This window comes from Enterobacter sp. MGH 24, assembly GCF_000493015.1.
GTDB lineage: Bacteria > Pseudomonadota > Gammaproteobacteria > Enterobacterales > Enterobacteriaceae > Enterobacter.
In genome coordinates, this window is sequence record NZ_KI535657.1 from 3860626 (window position 1) to 3875877 (window position 15252).

The following is a 15252-nucleotide window of genomic DNA, read 5'->3' on the forward strand; positions in this document are numbered from 1 at the left end:
CGGATAACCTGAGGATGACAATCATGGGAAGCAAAAAGAAAACCAGCGTCGCTGTTGATGTCGTAAAGAATGCTCCGTTAAAGACCAAAGAGTATGAACAAGAGTTACGTCGCCTCCACGTTGAACTGGTTAAGCTCCAGCAGTGGGTCGTCGCCAAAGGGCTAAAAGTGTGTATTGTTTTTGAAGGGCGCGACGGCGCCGGTAAAGGCGGTACCATTAAAGCGATCACCGAGCGCGTCAGCCCCCGCGTGTTTCGCGTTGTTGCGCTCCCTGCCCCGACGGATAAAGAAAAAAGCCAGCTCTACTTCCAGCGCTATGTGCCGCATCTGCCTTCGGCTGGCGAAATAGTGATATTCGATCGCAGCTGGTATAACCGCGCGGGCGTGGAACGGGTGATGGGGTTCTGTACGGAAGAACAGGCGGAGAAATTTTTGGACGGCGCACCGGTCATGGAAAAAGCGATGGTGGATGCCGGCATTATCCTGCTGAAGTACTGGCTGGAGGTGACGCCTAAAGAGCAGGAGCGCCGTCTGCGCGACCGTATTAACGACGGTCGTAAAATCTGGAAGCTCTCACCGATGGATATTAAATCCTTTAACCTGTGGGACGAGTACACCCGCGCACGCGACGCTATGTTTGAAGCCACCGATACCGCCTGGGCGCCGTGGTTTGTGGCGCGTTCAGAAGATAAAAAACGCGTGCGACTGAATATTATTTCGCACCTGCTTTCGCAGATCCCCTATAAAGAAATACACGTCGCCAAGGTGGATTTACCGAAACGTAAAATCGGTAAAGTCAAACCCACAAAATACCCGTTCCGGTATGTGGAGGAGCGGTTCTGAAATTACTGGAATAGGCCTCGCAGAATGTAGATTACCAGAGGATACAGTATTGTTTTTTGTTGGCTGCGGTTGATAATAACCGCACCAACAAAGGAGCTAAAAATGAAATCAAACCGAAGTAAAGACTATGGCAAAAGGGAGAGCGTGGCGGGTGGAGTCTCCCGCGAAGCCCGGACACCAGAGGCGCGAAGACGAGAGCAAAAGCAAGATAAAGAGTTCATAAGAGCCATGAATGAATTTACGGCTAAAGCGGGACTCTTATCAGACGACCCTTTCTTTGGAGGGATTTAATGTGCTTTCAGTTTGACGTTTACCGTAACACTTCAGAGAGAACACGGGACTATCAGCCTTATTTTATGATAATTCAACATGACTATTATGATGATTTATCAACAAGACTAATTATTCCATTAAGTTACCACAGCTATTTACGCGGACATATCAACGCCGCAACGCCTTTAGTGAATATTGATTTTGAGCGATATTTTCTTAATACCTCTGGCATAACACACGTGGAGAAAAAGAAACTAAATAATAAAAATTATGTATGCAATCTTCGCGGCGCGAGAAGCACTGTAATTGCTGCGATAGATGCGTTCGTGACCAATACATAACGTAGGCCCGCGCAAGCGCAGCGCCGCCGGGCAAAGCCGACGGCGCAGGACTCACTTCATTCCTTCCGTACTTTCCTTTTTCGCTTCCAGACGTTCCACGTCACGATACCAGCGCGGGTGATGTTTCTGCGCCCAGCGGCGGCTCACCTTCCCTTCAATCATCCCTTTAATCGATCCTTTTACCCAGAACGCCATATACATATGGATCAGGATGGCGTGGATCAGAATGATGGCCGACGTGGCGTGGAGCAGCAGCGCGTAGCGAATCACCTGAATCGGGAAGTAGTGCGCAAAATAGGGACGCCAGATAATCGCCCCGGTCACCAGCAGCACAAAAATCATGCTCATGATGGTCCAGAACATCATCTTCTGCCCGGCGTTGTATTTCCCCACCTTCGCGACGTTATGCTCGTTCCCCTTCAGGACTTCGACGATCCCTTTCACCCACGGGATATCCTGCTTGTCCGGGATGTTATGGTGGACAAAGCGCACGAACATAAACATCAGCACCACGAAAATCAGCACGCCGAAGAACGGGTGCAGAATGCGCCCCATCTGCGGGGTACCGAAGGTTTCGGTCAGCCACTGCAGCGTCGGGAAGAAGAACGAAATCCCGGATACCGCCACCAGGAAGAAGCAGATCACGACCGTCCAGTGACAGGCGCGGTCAACGAACTTCGTGCGCACGATCGTTTTCGACTTACTCATGACGATCCTCCTCGTCTTCATCCACCTCTTTGTTTGGCCCGATACCGATGTAGTGATAAATCAGCCCCGCAAAGGTGGCGATAAAGCCCGCCGCCGAAAGCGGCTTAAGCGCCCCTTTCCAGAGGTTGATGGAGGTATCGATCGCCGGATCCTTCGGCAGCTTGTGATACAGCTCCGGCTGGTCGTTGTGGTGCAGCACATACATCACGTGCGTCCCGCCCACGCCCTGCGGGTTATAGATGCCCGCATTCTCATAGCCGCGCGCTTTGAGCTTATCCACCCGCGCCTGCGCCACGTCCAGCATCTCTTTTTTGGTGCCGAAGTGGATAGCCCCGGTCGGACAGGTTTTCACGCAGGCAGGCTCCTGCCCGACGCTGACGCGGTCCACGCACAGGGTGCATTTGTATACCCGGTTATCCTCTTTATTGAGGCGTGGGATATTAAACGGACAGCCCGCGATGCAGTAGCCGCAGCCGATGCAGTTGTCCTGCTGGAAGTCGACGATCCCGTTGGCGTACTGAATAATCGCGCCGGCAGACGGGCACGCCTTCAGGCAGCCCGGATCTTCACAGTGCATGCAGCCGTCTTTGCGGATGAGCCACTCCAGCCTGCCGTTCTGGTCGGTTTCGCTAAAGCGCATTACCGTCCAGGATTTGGCACTCAGATCCGCCGGATTGTCGTAGACCCCAACGCAGTGTCCCACCTCGTCGCGGATATCGTTCCACTCAGAGCACGCCACCTGGCAGGCCTTACAGCCCACGCATGAGGAGACGTCGATAAGCTTGGCGACCTCTGCCTTGTAGTCCCGCGCGCGGGGCGCGGGCGTTATCGGGTTGGTCGCGGAGCGTTTGATAACGTCTTGTGTTTCCATCGCCATTGAATCGCTCCTTACGCTTTCTCGATGTTGACCAGAAACGCCTTGTACTCCGGCGTTTGCGAGTTGGAATCGCCGACGTTTGGCGTCAGGGTGTTGGCGATGTAACCTTTCTGCGCCACGCCCTCAAAGCCCCAGTGAAGCGGGATACCGACGGTTTCCACCTGCTGGCCGTGCACGTTCAGACTTTGCAAACGACGGGTCACCACCGCCACCGCGCGAATAAACCCGCGCTTGCTGCTCACCTTCACGCGGTCGCCGTTGGCGATGCCTTTCGCCTTCGCCAGCGTCTCGCTGATCTCCACAAACTGTTCCGGCTGCGCGATAGCGTTAAGCCGCGCGTGCTTGGTCCAGGTGTGGAAATGCTCGGTCAGGCGGTAGGTCGTCCCTACGTACGGGAACTTGTCCTTTTTACCTAAGCGCAGAACGTCGTCTTCGTAGATGCGCACTACCGGGCTGGAGATCACGTTCGGGTGCAGCGGGTTCGTGCCCAGCGGCGTCTCCATCGGCTCGTAGTGTTCCGGGAACGGCCCTTCCGCCAGCTTGTTGAGGGCAAACAGGCGTCCCAGCCCTTCCGGCTGCATGATGAACGGCCCGGTGTTGCTGCCCGGCGCGGCGGTGTTGTAGTCCGGGATGTCGTTCCCCGTCCACTTCGCCCCGTTCCACTGGATCAGCATGCGTTTCGGATCCCACGGCTTGCCGTTGATGTCCGCCGACGCACGGTTGTACAGCACGCGACGGTTGAGCGGCCACGCCCATGCCCATCCCAGCGTATTGCCCATCCCGGACGGGTCGGCGTTGTCGCGGTTGGCCATCTGGTTACCCTGCTCCGTCCAGCTGCCGGTGTAGATCCAGCATGACGAGGCCGTCGTCCCGTCGTCGCGCAGCAGCGCAAAGCTGTTCAGCAGCTGGCCTTTCTTCGCCACCAGGGTGCCGTTCGCGTCATAGAGATCCGCCAGCGCCACGCCGTTGTTCTCTTTCGCGACCTCTTCAGACTCGGGATGGTCCGGCTGCTTATAGCTCCAGCTCATCTTCAGCAGCGGCTCAGCGCCTTTGCCGCCTTCGGTGCGGTACATTTCGCGCAGACGATGGTAAATCCCGGCCAGGATCTCGCCGTCGTTACGCGCTTCGCCCGGGGCGTCCTGGCCTTTCCAGTGCCACTGCAGCCAGCGGCCGGAGTTGGCAATAGATCCGTCTTCTTCTGCAAAGCAGGTAGACGGCAGGCGGAACACTTCGGTCTGGATCGACGCCGGATCGACATCGTTTGATTCGCCGTGGTTCTGCCAGAAGGTGGAGGTCTCGGTTACCAGCGGGTCGATAACGACCATGTACTTCAGCTTGCTCAGGCTGCGAACGACTTTGTTTTTGTCCGGGAAGGAGGCCACCGGGTTAAAGCCCTGGCAGATATACCCCGTGACGTTGCCCTTATCCATCATGTTGAAATACTTGATGACGTCGTACGCCTGGTCCCACTTCGGTAACCACTCAAAGCCCCAGTCGTTTTCCTTCTGCGCCGCATCGCCGTAGAGGGATTTCATCAGGCTGACGTAGAACTTCGGATAGTTGCTCCAGTAGTTCACCTGGTCCGGCAGCGTCGCTTTTGGCGTATTGGCCTCAAGATACGTTTGCAGATCGGCCTGCTTTTCAGACGGCAGCGTCAGGTAGCCCGGCAGGCTGGTCGACAGCAGGCCGAGGTCGGTCAGGCCCTGGATGTTGGAGTGACCGCGCAGCGCGTTTACGCCGCCGCCTGCCATGCCCATGTTGCCGAGCAGCAGCTGGATCATCGCCATGGTGCGGATGTTCTGCGCGCCGACGGTGTGCTGCGTCCAGCCCAGCGCGTACAGGAACGTCGTGGTTCTGTCTGCGGCACTGGTTGAGGCCAGCACTTCACAGACCTTCAGGAAGTCCGCTTTCGGCGTGCCGCAGATGTTTTCCACCACGTCCGGCGTGTAGCGGGAAACGTGCTGCTTCAGCAGGTTCCACACGCAGCGCGGGTGCGTCAGGGTTTCATCACGCAGCGCATAGCCGTTTTCGTCGAACTGATAGTTCCAGGACGTTTTGTCGTACTGGCGTTTTTCAGCGTCATAGCCGCTAAACAGCCCGTCATCGAAGGCAAAATCATCCCGCACCAGCAGGTTCGCGTTGGTGTAGTGCTTAACGTATTCCGCGTTAATTTTGTTGTTTTCGATCAGGTACAGCAGTACCCCAGACAGGAACGTAATGTCCGTGCCGGAGCGGATTGGCGCATAGATATCGGCCACCGATGCCGTGCGCGTAAAGCGCGGATCGACAACGATAAGCGTCGCGTCGTTGTTGTTTTTCGCTTCCATCGCCCAGCGGAACCCCACCGGATGGGCTTCAGCGGCGTTACCGCCCATCACCACCACGACGTTAGCGTTTTTGATATCAACCCAGTGGTTGGTCATCGCACCGCGACCAAATGTTGGAGCAAGACTTGCTACCGTTGGTCCGTGTCAGACGCGCGCCTGGTTATCTACCGCCAGCATGCCGAGAGAGCGCACAAATTTTTGCGTCAGCATGCCGGTTTCATTACTCGCCGCGGACGCACACAGCATCCCGGTGGAGAGCCAGCGGTTGACCGTTACGCCCTGCGCGTTTTTTTCAATAAAGTTGGCGTCGCGGTCGGCTTTCATTAATTTGGCAATACGGGAAAAGGCCTCGTCCCAGGAGATACGCTGCCATTTATCTGAACCCGGCGCGCGGTATTCCGGGTAGCGCAGACGGTTTTCGCTGTGAACATAGTCCAGCAGCCCCGCCCCTTTCGGGCAAAGCGCCCCGCGGCTCACCGGATGATCCGGGTCCCCTTCAATATGGTAAATCGCTTCTCTGGCGTTCTTCGCGCCATCGCCCAGGCTATACATCAAAAGCCCACAACCTACGGAGCAGTATGTGCAGGTGTTACGGATCTCTTTCGCGCGCAGCAGCTTATAGTTGCGTGCCTGAGCCAGAGCCATTTTGGGAGCAAATCCCAGCATGGCTGCCGTTGTTCCGGCCATACCGCCCGCGCAGATTTTAAAAAATTGTCTGCGGCTGACGTCCATTGTTGTCCTCGTTATCTGAAAAGACTTCGTGGCGCAAACTAACAGCAACCTCCCTGATTTTTTTGCGTCAAATCAAGGTCATCTGTCTTCACCCCCTTAATAGTCACCTCCGGTACGGTTAAATACCCCTTTTTGATTAACGGCTTAAGAGAATAATTCGCGACAGCGTCAGGAAGAATGCGATACATTTTTCGTTTGATTTTTATTGCAATGGCGAAGTAATGGACAGAAAAAGAGCAACGCTAATTGGGCTGGCGGCAATACTGTTATGGAGCACCATGGTCGGCCTTATTCGCAGCGTGAGTGAGGGACTGGGCCCGGTAGGCGGTGCGGCGATGATCTACACCCTCAGCGGATTACTGTGTCTGGTGACGGTAGGATTTCCTGATGTCAGGCGGTTTTCACCCCGCTATCTTATTGCCGGCAGCGTTTTATTTGTCAGCTACGAAATATGCCTGGCGCTGTCGCTGGGCTATGCCGCAACGCGTTCGCAGGCTATTGAAGTGGGCATGGTCAATTACCTTTGGCCAAGCCTGACCATTGTGTTTGCCATCTTGTTCAACGGACAGAAATCAACCCTGTGGGTGATCCCCGGCTTAGCCGTCTCATTGCTGGGCGTGTGCTGGGTATTGGGCGGTGAACAGGGTTTACATCTTGATGAAATAACCCGCAATATCGTTTCCAGCCCGCTAAGCTACGCGCTGGCGTTTGCCGGAGCATTTATCTGGGCCGCCTACTGCACGGTAACCAGCAAATTTGCGAAAGGACAAAACGGCATCACGCTGTTTGTTTTGCTGACCGCGCTGAGCCTGTGGGTGAAATATGCCCTGAGCGATCAGCCAGAGATGGTGTTCACGCTTCCGGTGGTGGTGAAACTCGTCATGTGCGGTATCGCACTCGGGTTTGGATACGCCGCATGGAATATTGGCATCCTTCACGGTAACGTCACGGTACTGGCTGCCGTATCGTATTTTACCCCTGTCCTCTCAGCCGCGCTTGCCGCCGCAGTGCTGAATTCCCCCCTCTCATTCTCGTTCTGGCAAGGCGCGCTGATGGTCTGCGCCGGGTCGTTGCTCTGCTGGTACGCAACCAGAAAATAATTCCGGTTTCGCTGTCGGGTAGTATTTATCCCGATAGCGAAAACTTAACATAAATTTAATATGTGAGCGCACGCCAGAATATTCATCAGGCCGGTAGAGCGCGTGTTTAGATTCTGTTTATATTAGCGTCCTTTCGTAAATTCTCATTCACTTCTATTGACACAACTTGACACCCTTGCGTGATTAGTTCTTTGCGAATACTCACGATCTTAATAGCACAAAGTGCAATAGTATGTTTCTGTTTATTTCATTCAATACAACGGAATTTCCGCACTCTTTAGGTTTACAACAAGGGTTTATGGTTCAATTTATCACCAAACCCCCTTAAAAGAACGAAAATACCGATAATTACCGCTTTTTATAAAACCATGTAGAAATTATATTAACGACAACCAATCCCAGAATAAATTGATTAAACACTGAACATTTCACGCTGTTTCATCGCCATTTACCCGATCTCGATCACACTAACTGAAATTATTGCTAATAATTTGAAACTTATTATTGAAATAGGACTACAAGATTTTTAAAAATAGCATGCCATTGACGAACAGCCTCGTTTAGAAATCGTTCAAAGTGGCTCAGGAAATACCAAAGAAAATTATAAGGAATATTTAAGATGAAACTTAAATTAGTTGCAGTGGCAGTGACTTCCATGTTGGCGGCAGGCGTTGTAAACGCGGCTGAAGTTTATAACAAAGACGGTAACAAGCTGGATCTGTACGGTAAAGTAACAGGTCTGCACTATTTCTCTGATGATTCCAGCAACGACGGCGACAAAACTTACGTTCGTCTGGGCTTCAAAGGCGAAACTCAGATCAACGATCAGCTGACCGGTTACGGCCAGTGGGAATATGAGTTCAAAGGCAACCGTTCTGAATCCCAGGGCGCTGACGGCAACAAAACCCGTCTGGCATTCGCGGGTCTGAAATTCAACGAATTCGGTTCATTCGACTACGGTCGTAACTACGGTGTTGCTTACGACATCGGCGCATGGACTGACGTTCTGCCAGAGTTCGGTGGCGATACCTGGACTCAGACCGATGGCTTTATGACTGGCCGTACGACTGGCGTTGCAACCTACCGTAACACCGACTTCTTCGGTCTGGTTGACGGTCTGAACGTTGCTGCTCAGTACCAGGGTAAAAACGACCGTAATGACATCACCGAAGCGAACGGTGACGGCTGGGGTCTGTCTTCTACCTATGAAATGGACGGCTTCGGTGTGGGTGCAACCTACGCGAAATCTGACCGTACTGACCGTCAGGTTGCTGCAGGTCGCGTCGCTAACACCGTTAACGCTGGCGGTGAGAACGCAGAAGTATGGGCTGCTGGCCTGAAATACGATGCGAACAACATCTACCTGGCAACCACCTACTCTGAAACCCGCAACATGACCAACTTCGGTAACGGTTATATCGCGAACAAAGCTCAGAACTTTGAAGTTGTTGCTCAGTACCAGTTCGACTTCGGCCTGCGTCCATCCATCGCTTACCTGAAATCCAAAGGTAAAGACATCGGTTCATACGGCGACCAGGATCTGGTGGAATACGTTGACGTTGGCGCGAGCTACTACTTCAACAAAAACATGTCTACCTATGTTGACTACAAAATCAACCTGGTTGACGACAACAGCTTCACCAAAGCAACTGGCGTTGCTACCGACAACATCGTAGCTGTAGGTCTGACCTACCAGTTCTAAGATTTGTCACGTTAAAAGGCCAGCCCCTGTGGCTGGCTTTTTTTATACGGATTTCTGGCGTCAAAAAGGAGTACGCCATGCACATATTCAAAGGACGCTGCTTGTGCACAATGAGTCAGTTCAGCGTGAGCCTCAACAATTTTGACGTGTACGCGTGCCACTGCACGCAATGCCAGAAGTGGTCGGGCGGTATTGCCATGTATCTTGAGACACAGGGCCAGCCGCTGGTAGAGCAAGACTCCATTTCCCCTTCTCATTTTGCGTCATCCGCACGCGGCGAACGCTGGTTCTGTCCCGGCTGCGGCTGCCCGCTGTGGTTCAAACTGACCTCAACCTCGCGCTACTTCATTCCCTGGACGCTGCTTGAGATGAGTGAGGATGAACGACGTCGGCTGGTGCTCGCGGCAGAAATCTACACCGAAACCCAACCTGCGTTTTTTGGCCTGACCGGGCAATACGCGCGCTACAGCGGATCGGAAGTTGAAGCGCTGAACCAACACTGCCTGCTTACGCCGTAAGCGGTTCAACGCTCGCTGCCCGACGCAGCCAGTTTTGCAGCAGCTTACCGTCCTCGGTCATCTCTGAATCTGAACGAACGCAGAGGTGATAGTCGCGCCCGTCATCAATGGGTAAGTCAAATATCTTCACCAGCTCGCCGCTCTCAAGATAAGGTGCGATCAGCGGCTCGCGCATTAACGCGCAGCCCAGCCCGGCCTGCACGCCCGCCAGCGTTAACAGCCCGTCTTCGAACAGAGGGCCGCTGCGCCGGAGTGGGCGTTTTACCCCCTGCTGCAAAAACCACTGCGGCCAGCTGGTGCGCTCCTCATCATGCAGCAGCGGCATTTGCAGCAGCTGCTCAGGCGTGTCGATATGGCCATGAATGCGCAAAAACGCGCGGCTGCACACCGGCACCATCTGCCCGGAAATCAGCTTTTCGCTCTGATAGCCCGCCCACTGACCGTTACCGAAACGAATCGACATATCCGAGGCATCGCTCAGATAGTTACGATGGTTGGCATACACAACGTTGATCTCGGTCTGCGGGTTGGCACGCATGAAATCAGGCAAACGCGGGATAAACCACCCCATACCAAAAAGCGGGATCAGGCTGATAGTCACCTGACGCGTTTGCGCCTGCTCAGCCAGATGCTCCGTCGCCTGGCGCAGCACGTTAAACGCCGCACGGATCGAGCGGTAGTATTCACGCCCGTGCTGGCTCAGAACCAGCCTGCGCCCCTGACGCTCCGTCAGCGGCATTTGCAGATACCCTTCCAGCACCTTCAGCTGATGGCTGACGGCCGACGGAGAGATAGCCAGCTCCTGCGCGGCCAGCGTGACGCTGCCCAGCCGGGCGATGGCCTCAAAGGCACGCACGGCCCGAAGCGGCGGATCGTTTGCAAGGCGACTTTCTGCATACGCAGATAGGCCAACTGATTGTTCTGTTTTATTCATATGTTGATTTCTTTAGGCTTTTCACCCAAAAGCAGGCTTTCGTTATCTTTATATAAATCATAAAGATAAGGCAATATCTATTTATCATAAGAAATAATAGATGCGTATTTTACAATTTAATTCATTTATCGGATGGTAGCCGCAGACAGAGCACTTTGCGGGTACAGACGTTGGATACATTCATACAACAACTGATCAACGGTGTGATGCTGGGAAGCATCTACGCGCTGATCGCGCTGGGCTATACCATGGTGTATGGCATCTTGCGCATTATTAACTTTGCTCACGGCGATATTCTGATGGTCGGCGCGCTCACCACGCTCTCCGCCATTAACGCCCTGAATGCCACCTTTCCGCACATGCCGCTGCTGCTGCAGCTTGGCGCTGCCCTGGTGATTGCCATGGCCGTTTGCGCCCTGCTGGCAATGGCCGTGGAGCGCTTTGCCTACCGCCGACTGCGCAACGCCCCGCGCCTGGCACCGCTGATCTCCGGTATCGGCGTCTCGGTCCTGCTGCAAACCGTGGCGATGATTATCTGGACGCGCAATCCGCTGATGTTCCCGCAGATCCTGCCCATGGACCCGATCGCCGTAACGTCGGGAAGTGAACTGCATCCCCCTGCCATTGTGACCGTCACCGGCATTGTTACCGTGGCGCTGGCGCTTGCGGTGATGATCGGGCTATGGCTGCTGGTTGAATACACCCGCCTGGGCCGCGGCATGCGCGCCGTGGCGGAAAACCCGCGCGTTGCCACGCTGATGGGGGTTAACCCCAATGCCATTATTACCCTGACGTTCGCCATTGGCGGCGTGTTCGCCGCGCTGGCAGGCGTGATGATGGCGAGCAACTACGGCAACGCCAGCTTCTCGATGGGCTTTTTGCCCGGAATAAAAGCCTTCACCGCCGCCGTGCTAGGGGGCATTGGGAACATTCGTGGCGCAATGATTGGCGGGATCCTGCTCGGCATTATCGAAGCGCTGGGCGCGGGCTACCTGGGTGAACTGACCCACGGCGTCTTTGGCAGCAACTATCAGGACGTTTTTGCCTTCATGGTCCTGATTCTGGTGCTGGTCTTCCGTCCGGCAGGTCTGCTGGGCGAGCGCGTGGCGCACAGGGCGTAAGGAAAAAGATGACAACACTTCAACTACAAACCCCGGCGGCGACGCGCAAATTCTGGTCAGGCATGGTTCTGTTCTGCCTCGCGCTGCTGGTTGCCCCCGTGGTGGCCACGCAGCTGGGCGGCAACTACTGGGTGCGCGTTATCGACTTCGCCCTGCTCTACATCATGCTGGCGCTGGGGCTCAACATTGTGGTGGGCTATACCGGCCTGCTGGATATGGGGTTTATCGCCTTTTACGCGGTCGGGGCTTACCTCGCAGCACTGATGGCCTCGCCACACCTGCTGGAGGTGTTTCCTCTCCTCGGCGTCTGGTTCCCGGACGGGCTGCACACGTCATATCTGCTGATTATTCCGCTGGCAGCACTCGTCGCGGCGGTCTGCGGCATTTTACTGGGCGCTCCTACGCTGAAGCTGCGCGGGGACTACCTGGCGATAGTAACCCTCGGCTTTGGCGAAATTATCCGCATTCTGATGCGCAACCTCGACCGACCGGTGAACATCACCAACGGTGCGAAGGGTATTACCGGGGTGGATACGCTCAACCTGTTCGGCCTGAAGTTTAGCGGCGTATACCACTGGTTTGGTTTCAAAGTGCCCGCGCTGTGGCTGTGGTACTACCTGCTGATGCTGGTGATTGTGGCGATTATTTTTGTCTGCCTGCGCCTGCAGCATTCTCGTATTGGTCGCGCCTGGCACGCCATCCGTGAAGATGAGGATGTCGCCCGCGCGATGGGCATTAACGTGCGTAACTATAAGCTGCTGGCCTTTGCGATGGGTGCCTCTTTTGGCGGCGTGGCGGGTGCTCTGTTCGGCGCGTTTCAGGGCTTTGTCTCCCCGGAATCCTTCACGTTACAGGAATCCATTGCCGTGCTGGCGATGGTGGTGCTGGGCGGCATGGGGCATATTCCGGGCGTGATCCTCGGCGCGATACTGCTAACCGCCCTGCCGGAACTGCTGCGCAGTCAGGCTGCTCCGGTTCAGCAGGCGCTGTTCGGTACGGTGCTGATTGACCCGGAAGTGCTGCGTCAGCTTTTCTACGGCCTGGCGCTGGTACTGGTCATGCTGGTGCGTCCTGCCGGGATCTGGCCGGTACGCCATAAGGAGGTGAATACATGAGCCTGTTAACCGTACGCAATATGTCAAAACGCTTCGGCGGGCTTACCGCCGTGGATGACGTTTCGATCGCCGTAAACAAGGGCGAGATCTACGGGCTGATTGGTCCTAACGGGGCGGGAAAAACCACCTGTTTTAACCTGATCACCGGGCTTTATCCGGCGGACAGCGGTGAATTTTCCATTGCCGATAAGCCCTATTTCCCAAAGCACATTGAGAAAGTCACCGCCGCCGGGATCGCGCGCACCTTCCAGAACGTGCGCCTCTTTAACGACATGTCGGTGCTGGAAAACGTGATGGTAGGTCGCCACGTGCGCACCCGTAACGGCCTGTGGGCCGCGCTGAGTCGCCACAAACGCGCCCGCGCGGAAGAGACGCAGACCCGGGAACTGGCCTGGCACTGGCTGGAGTACACCGGCATTGCGAAGTTCGCCCACTACCGCGCCTGCGATCTGGCCTATGGCCATCAGCGTCGGCTTGAAATCGCCCGCGCGCTGGCAACGGATCCGCTGCTGCTGGCGCTGGACGAACCCGCAGCCGGGATGAACGCAGCGGAAAAAGTGGCGCTCGGCGAGCTGCTTATCCGACTGCGCGATGACGGCAAAACCCTGCTGATGATTGAACATGACGTCAAGCTGGTGATGGGCATCTGCGATCGCCTGACGGTGCTGGATTACGGCAAAACGCTCGCCACCGGCACGCCGGAGAGCGTGCGTCGCGACCCGGCAGTGATCGCCGCCTGGCTTGGAGGCAACGCCCATGTCTGAATTACTGAAGGTGGAACGTCTGGACGTGCATTACGGCGGCATTCAGGCCGTACGCGATGTCTCTTTTACCCTGCACGAGGGCGAACAGGCTACGCTGATCGGCGCTAACGGTGCGGGGAAAAGCTCCACCGTGCGCGCCATTACCGGGCTGGAAAACTTTAGCGGCCGTATTGAATTCAACGGTAAAGCGGTACGTAAGCACACCCCCGAAACCCTGCTCCGCGACGGGTTGGTCATGGTTCCGGAAGGTCGGGGGATCTTCTCCCGCATGACGGTGCTGGAAAACCTGCAGATGGGCGCCTGGCTCAGGCGTGACACTGTCACCGTTAAGCGTGAGATGAACGAGATCTTCGAGCGCTTCCCGCGCCTGGGAGAACGCCAGCACCAGCTCGCCGGCCTGCTTTCCGGCGGAGAACAACAGCTGCTGGCCCTTAACCGCGCCCTGCTCAGCCGACCGCGCCTGCTGATCCTCGACGAACCCTCGATGGGCCTCGCCCCGAAGATGGTCGAAAACATTTTTGCCGTCATTGCCGGCCTGCGCGAGCGCGGCGTTGCCCTGCTGCTCATCGAGCAAAACGCCCGCCTGGCGCTGGAAGTCACCGACAGCGCGTGGGTGATGGACAGCGGCAGCATTGTTCATCATGGCGAATCGAAAGCGCTGCTCAATGACGACCAGATTGCACAGATTTATTTGGGCGAAATGCCCGTTTAACAACACCAGCCAACATCAGGGAAATACAATGAAAACAGTAAAAATCAGTGCGCTCAGCGCCGCTATCCTCCTCGGCAGTTTTGCCTCGACGGCCGCGTGGGCAGCCGACGGTGAAACCGTGGTTATCGGTCTGGCAGGCCCGCTCACCGGCCCGTCCGCCCGTATCGGTAAAGATCTGGAGAACGGCGCGCAGCTGGCCATTGACGACATTAACAAGCAGCACCCGACCATCGGCGGCAAAGCGGTGACCTTCAAACTGCAGTCCGAAGACGATCAGTCCGACCCGCGCACCGCCGTGGCCGTGGCGCAGCGTCTGGTGGACAGCGGCGTGGCGGGCGTTGTCGGCCATTGGAATACCGGCACCAGCATTCCTGCGGCCCGCATTTATCACGATGCAGGTATTGCCCAGGTGGCACCGGTCGCGACCGGTCATGCCTATACCAAACAGGGTTTTGACACCAGCTTCCGCGTGATGGGCCACGACGATGACGGCGGTCAGCTCGCCGGCCAGTACGCGGTGAATACCCTGAAAGCCAAACGCATTGCGGTGATCGACGACCGTACCGCCTTTGGTCAGGGTCTGGCGGACCAGTTTATTAAATCGCTGGAAGCGCAGGGCGTGAAGGTTGTCGATCGTCAGTACGTGGATGACAAAACGGTGGACTTCAGCGCCGTGCTGACCGCCATCCGGAGTAAAAACGCCGATCTGATCTTCTTCGGCGGCGTCGACAGCCAGGCCGCACCGCTGGCGCGTCGTATCAAACAGCTGGGCATGAACGCCACCCTGATGGGCGCAGGCGGATTTGTCAGCCAGACGTTCCTGCAGCTGGCGCAGAAAGAAGGCGAAGGCGTGGTCGCGCTGGAGCCGGGTCTGCCCGTTGACCAGATGCCGGGTGGAAAGGCATTCGAACAGGCCTATCAGTCCCGCTACCACACCCATATCGAACTGCACGCCCCGTTCGCCTATGACGCCACCCGCGTGCTGGTTGCGGCGATGGAAAAAGCGGACTCCGTTGAGCCGTCCGACTATCTGCCCGCCCTGCGCGCCATCAGCTACTCCGGCGTCACCGGACAGATCGCGTTTGATAAAGAAGGAAACCTGAAATCGCCGTCCTTCACCGTTTACAAAGTTGTCGACGGCAAATGGCAGCCGCAGACCGTGCTGGGTGGCGCAAAAGCGAAGTAA

General features: G+C 56.0%; 15 protein-coding genes. 11 read left to right on the forward strand and 4 right to left on the reverse strand.

The features are described from left to right. The first annotated feature begins 23 nt into the window (after positions 1–23). The 3 genes from ppk2 (at position 24) to L370_RS22995 (ending at position 1456) form a co-directional block, all read left to right on the forward strand. On the forward strand, positions 24–842 hold the full coding sequence (ppk2, locus tag L370_RS03855; RefSeq protein ID WP_023335804.1) for a polyphosphate kinase 2: 819 nt from the start codon (positions 24–26) through the stop codon (positions 840–842). 102 nt (positions 843–944) lie between these two features. Continuing rightward, on the forward strand, positions 945–1133 hold the full coding sequence (locus tag L370_RS03850) for a type II toxin-antitoxin system CcdA family antitoxin (RefSeq protein ID WP_023335805.1): 189 nt from the start codon (positions 945–947) through the stop codon (positions 1131–1133). Next, a complete protein-coding gene (locus L370_RS22995) occupies positions 1133–1456 on the forward strand; it encodes a CcdB family protein (protein WP_023335806.1) in 324 nt (107 codons plus the stop codon). Before L370_RS03850 ends, L370_RS22995 begins: the two co-directional genes overlap by 1 nt. Before the next feature lie 51 nt (positions 1457–1507). Here the strand turns inward: L370_RS22995 and fdnI are convergent, their stop codons facing one another. From fdnI to fdnG, 3 genes are read right to left on the reverse strand one after another with little or no spacing between them, the layout of a single operon-like run. Next, positions 1508–2164, reverse strand: coding sequence for a formate dehydrogenase-N subunit gamma (fdnI, locus tag L370_RS03845; protein ID WP_023335807.1), 657 nt, complete (start codon positions 2162–2164; stop codon positions 1508–1510). After that, positions 2157–3041 carry a formate dehydrogenase subunit beta gene (gene fdxH, locus L370_RS03840; protein WP_023335808.1) on the reverse strand — a complete coding sequence of 295 codons (885 nt, stop codon included), beginning with the start codon at positions 3039–3041 and terminating at the stop codon, positions 2157–2159. Before fdxH ends, fdnI begins: the two co-directional genes overlap by 8 nt. Positions 3042–3052: 11 nt before the next feature. Beyond that, the gene (fdnG, locus tag L370_RS03835) at positions 3053–6100 is read right to left on the reverse strand and encodes a formate dehydrogenase-N subunit alpha (protein ID WP_155858053.1); all 3048 of its coding nucleotides are present in this window, start codon (positions 6098–6100) and stop codon (positions 3053–3055) included. 221 nt (positions 6101–6321) lie between these two features. Here fdnG and yddG point away from each other — a divergent pair, with 221 nt between their 5' ends. From yddG to L370_RS03815, 3 genes are all read left to right on the forward strand, one after another. Continuing rightward, positions 6322–7200, forward strand: coding sequence for an aromatic amino acid DMT transporter YddG (yddG, locus tag L370_RS03825; protein ID WP_023335810.1), 879 nt, complete (start codon positions 6322–6324; stop codon positions 7198–7200). Between the two features lie 619 nt (positions 7201–7819). Further along, the gene (gene ompC / locus L370_RS03820; RefSeq protein ID WP_023335811.1) at positions 7820–8902 is read left to right on the forward strand and encodes a porin OmpC; all 1083 of its coding nucleotides are present in this window, start codon (positions 7820–7822) and stop codon (positions 8900–8902) included. 77 nt (positions 8903–8979) lie between these two features. After that, positions 8980–9420 carry a GFA family protein gene (locus tag L370_RS03815; protein ID WP_023335812.1) on the forward strand — a complete coding sequence of 147 codons (441 nt, stop codon included), beginning with the start codon at positions 8980–8982 and terminating at the stop codon, positions 9418–9420. Here L370_RS03815 and L370_RS03810 read toward each other — a convergent pair. Continuing rightward, entirely contained in the window at positions 9410–10354 is a 945-nt protein-coding gene (locus L370_RS03810) for a LysR substrate-binding domain-containing protein (protein ID WP_023335813.1), read from the reverse strand. The genes L370_RS03815 and L370_RS03810 overlap by 11 nt on opposite strands. Before the next feature lie 170 nt (positions 10355–10524). On the opposite strand from L370_RS03810, the gene L370_RS03805 reads away from it, so the two are divergent. The 5 genes from L370_RS03805 to L370_RS03785 are packed head-to-tail and all read left to right on the forward strand — an operon-like array spanning position 10525 to position 15252. Then, positions 10525–11475 carry a branched-chain amino acid ABC transporter permease gene (locus L370_RS03805; protein ID WP_032666612.1) on the forward strand — a complete coding sequence of 317 codons (951 nt, stop codon included), beginning with the start codon at positions 10525–10527 and terminating at the stop codon, positions 11473–11475. An 8-nt stretch (positions 11476–11483) separates the two neighbouring features. Next, positions 11484–12590: a branched-chain amino acid ABC transporter permease gene (locus L370_RS03800; RefSeq protein WP_023335815.1), complete on the forward strand. Its 1107-nt coding sequence runs from the start codon at positions 11484–11486 to the stop codon at positions 12588–12590. Next, positions 12587–13354 carry an ABC transporter ATP-binding protein gene (locus tag L370_RS03795; protein ID WP_023335816.1) on the forward strand — a complete coding sequence of 256 codons (768 nt, stop codon included), beginning with the start codon at positions 12587–12589 and terminating at the stop codon, positions 13352–13354. Before L370_RS03800 ends, L370_RS03795 begins: the two co-directional genes overlap by 4 nt. Continuing rightward, positions 13347–14066, forward strand: a complete 720-nt coding sequence (locus L370_RS03790; RefSeq protein ID WP_023335817.1) for an ABC transporter ATP-binding protein — start codon at positions 13347–13349, stop codon at positions 14064–14066. The genes L370_RS03795 and L370_RS03790 overlap by 8 nt, the downstream gene beginning before the upstream one ends. Positions 14067–14094: 28 nt before the next feature. Continuing rightward, on the forward strand, positions 14095–15252 hold the full coding sequence (locus L370_RS03785) for a branched-chain amino acid ABC transporter substrate-binding protein (RefSeq protein WP_023335818.1): 1158 nt from the start codon (positions 14095–14097) through the stop codon (positions 15250–15252).

Bases quoted from the DNA above. Each gene is read 5' to 3' on its own strand.
- ppk2 (WP_023335804.1), top strand. From the start codon at position 24: ATGGGAAGCAAAAAGAAAACCAGCGTCGCTGTTGATGTCGTAAAGAAT.
- L370_RS03850 (WP_023335805.1), top strand. From the start codon at position 945: ATGAAATCAAACCGAAGTAAAGACTATGGCAAAAGGGAGAGCGTGGCG.
- L370_RS22995 (WP_023335806.1), top strand. From the start codon at position 1,133: ATGTGCTTTCAGTTTGACGTTTACCGTAACACTTCAGAGAGAACACGG.
- fdnI (WP_023335807.1), bottom strand. From the start codon at position 2,164: ATGAGTAAGTCGAAAACGATCGTGCGCACGAAGTTCGTTGACCGCGCC.
- fdxH (WP_023335808.1), bottom strand. From the start codon at position 3,041: ATGGCGATGGAAACACAAGACGTTATCAAACGCTCCGCGACCAACCCG.
- yddG (WP_023335810.1), top strand. From the start codon at position 6,322: ATGGACAGAAAAAGAGCAACGCTAATTGGGCTGGCGGCAATACTGTTA.
- ompC (WP_023335811.1), top strand. From the start codon at position 7,820: ATGAAACTTAAATTAGTTGCAGTGGCAGTGACTTCCATGTTGGCGGCA.
- L370_RS03815 (WP_023335812.1), top strand. From the start codon at position 8,980: ATGCACATATTCAAAGGACGCTGCTTGTGCACAATGAGTCAGTTCAGC.
- L370_RS03810 (WP_023335813.1), bottom strand. From the start codon at position 10,354: ATGAATAAAACAGAACAATCAGTTGGCCTATCTGCGTATGCAGAAAGT.
- L370_RS03800 (WP_023335815.1), top strand. From the start codon at position 11,484: ATGACAACACTTCAACTACAAACCCCGGCGGCGACGCGCAAATTCTGG.
- L370_RS03795 (WP_023335816.1), top strand. From the start codon at position 12,587: ATGAGCCTGTTAACCGTACGCAATATGTCAAAACGCTTCGGCGGGCTT.
- L370_RS03790 (WP_023335817.1), top strand. From the start codon at position 13,347: ATGTCTGAATTACTGAAGGTGGAACGTCTGGACGTGCATTACGGCGGC.
- L370_RS03785 (WP_023335818.1), top strand. From the start codon at position 14,095: ATGAAAACAGTAAAAATCAGTGCGCTCAGCGCCGCTATCCTCCTCGGC.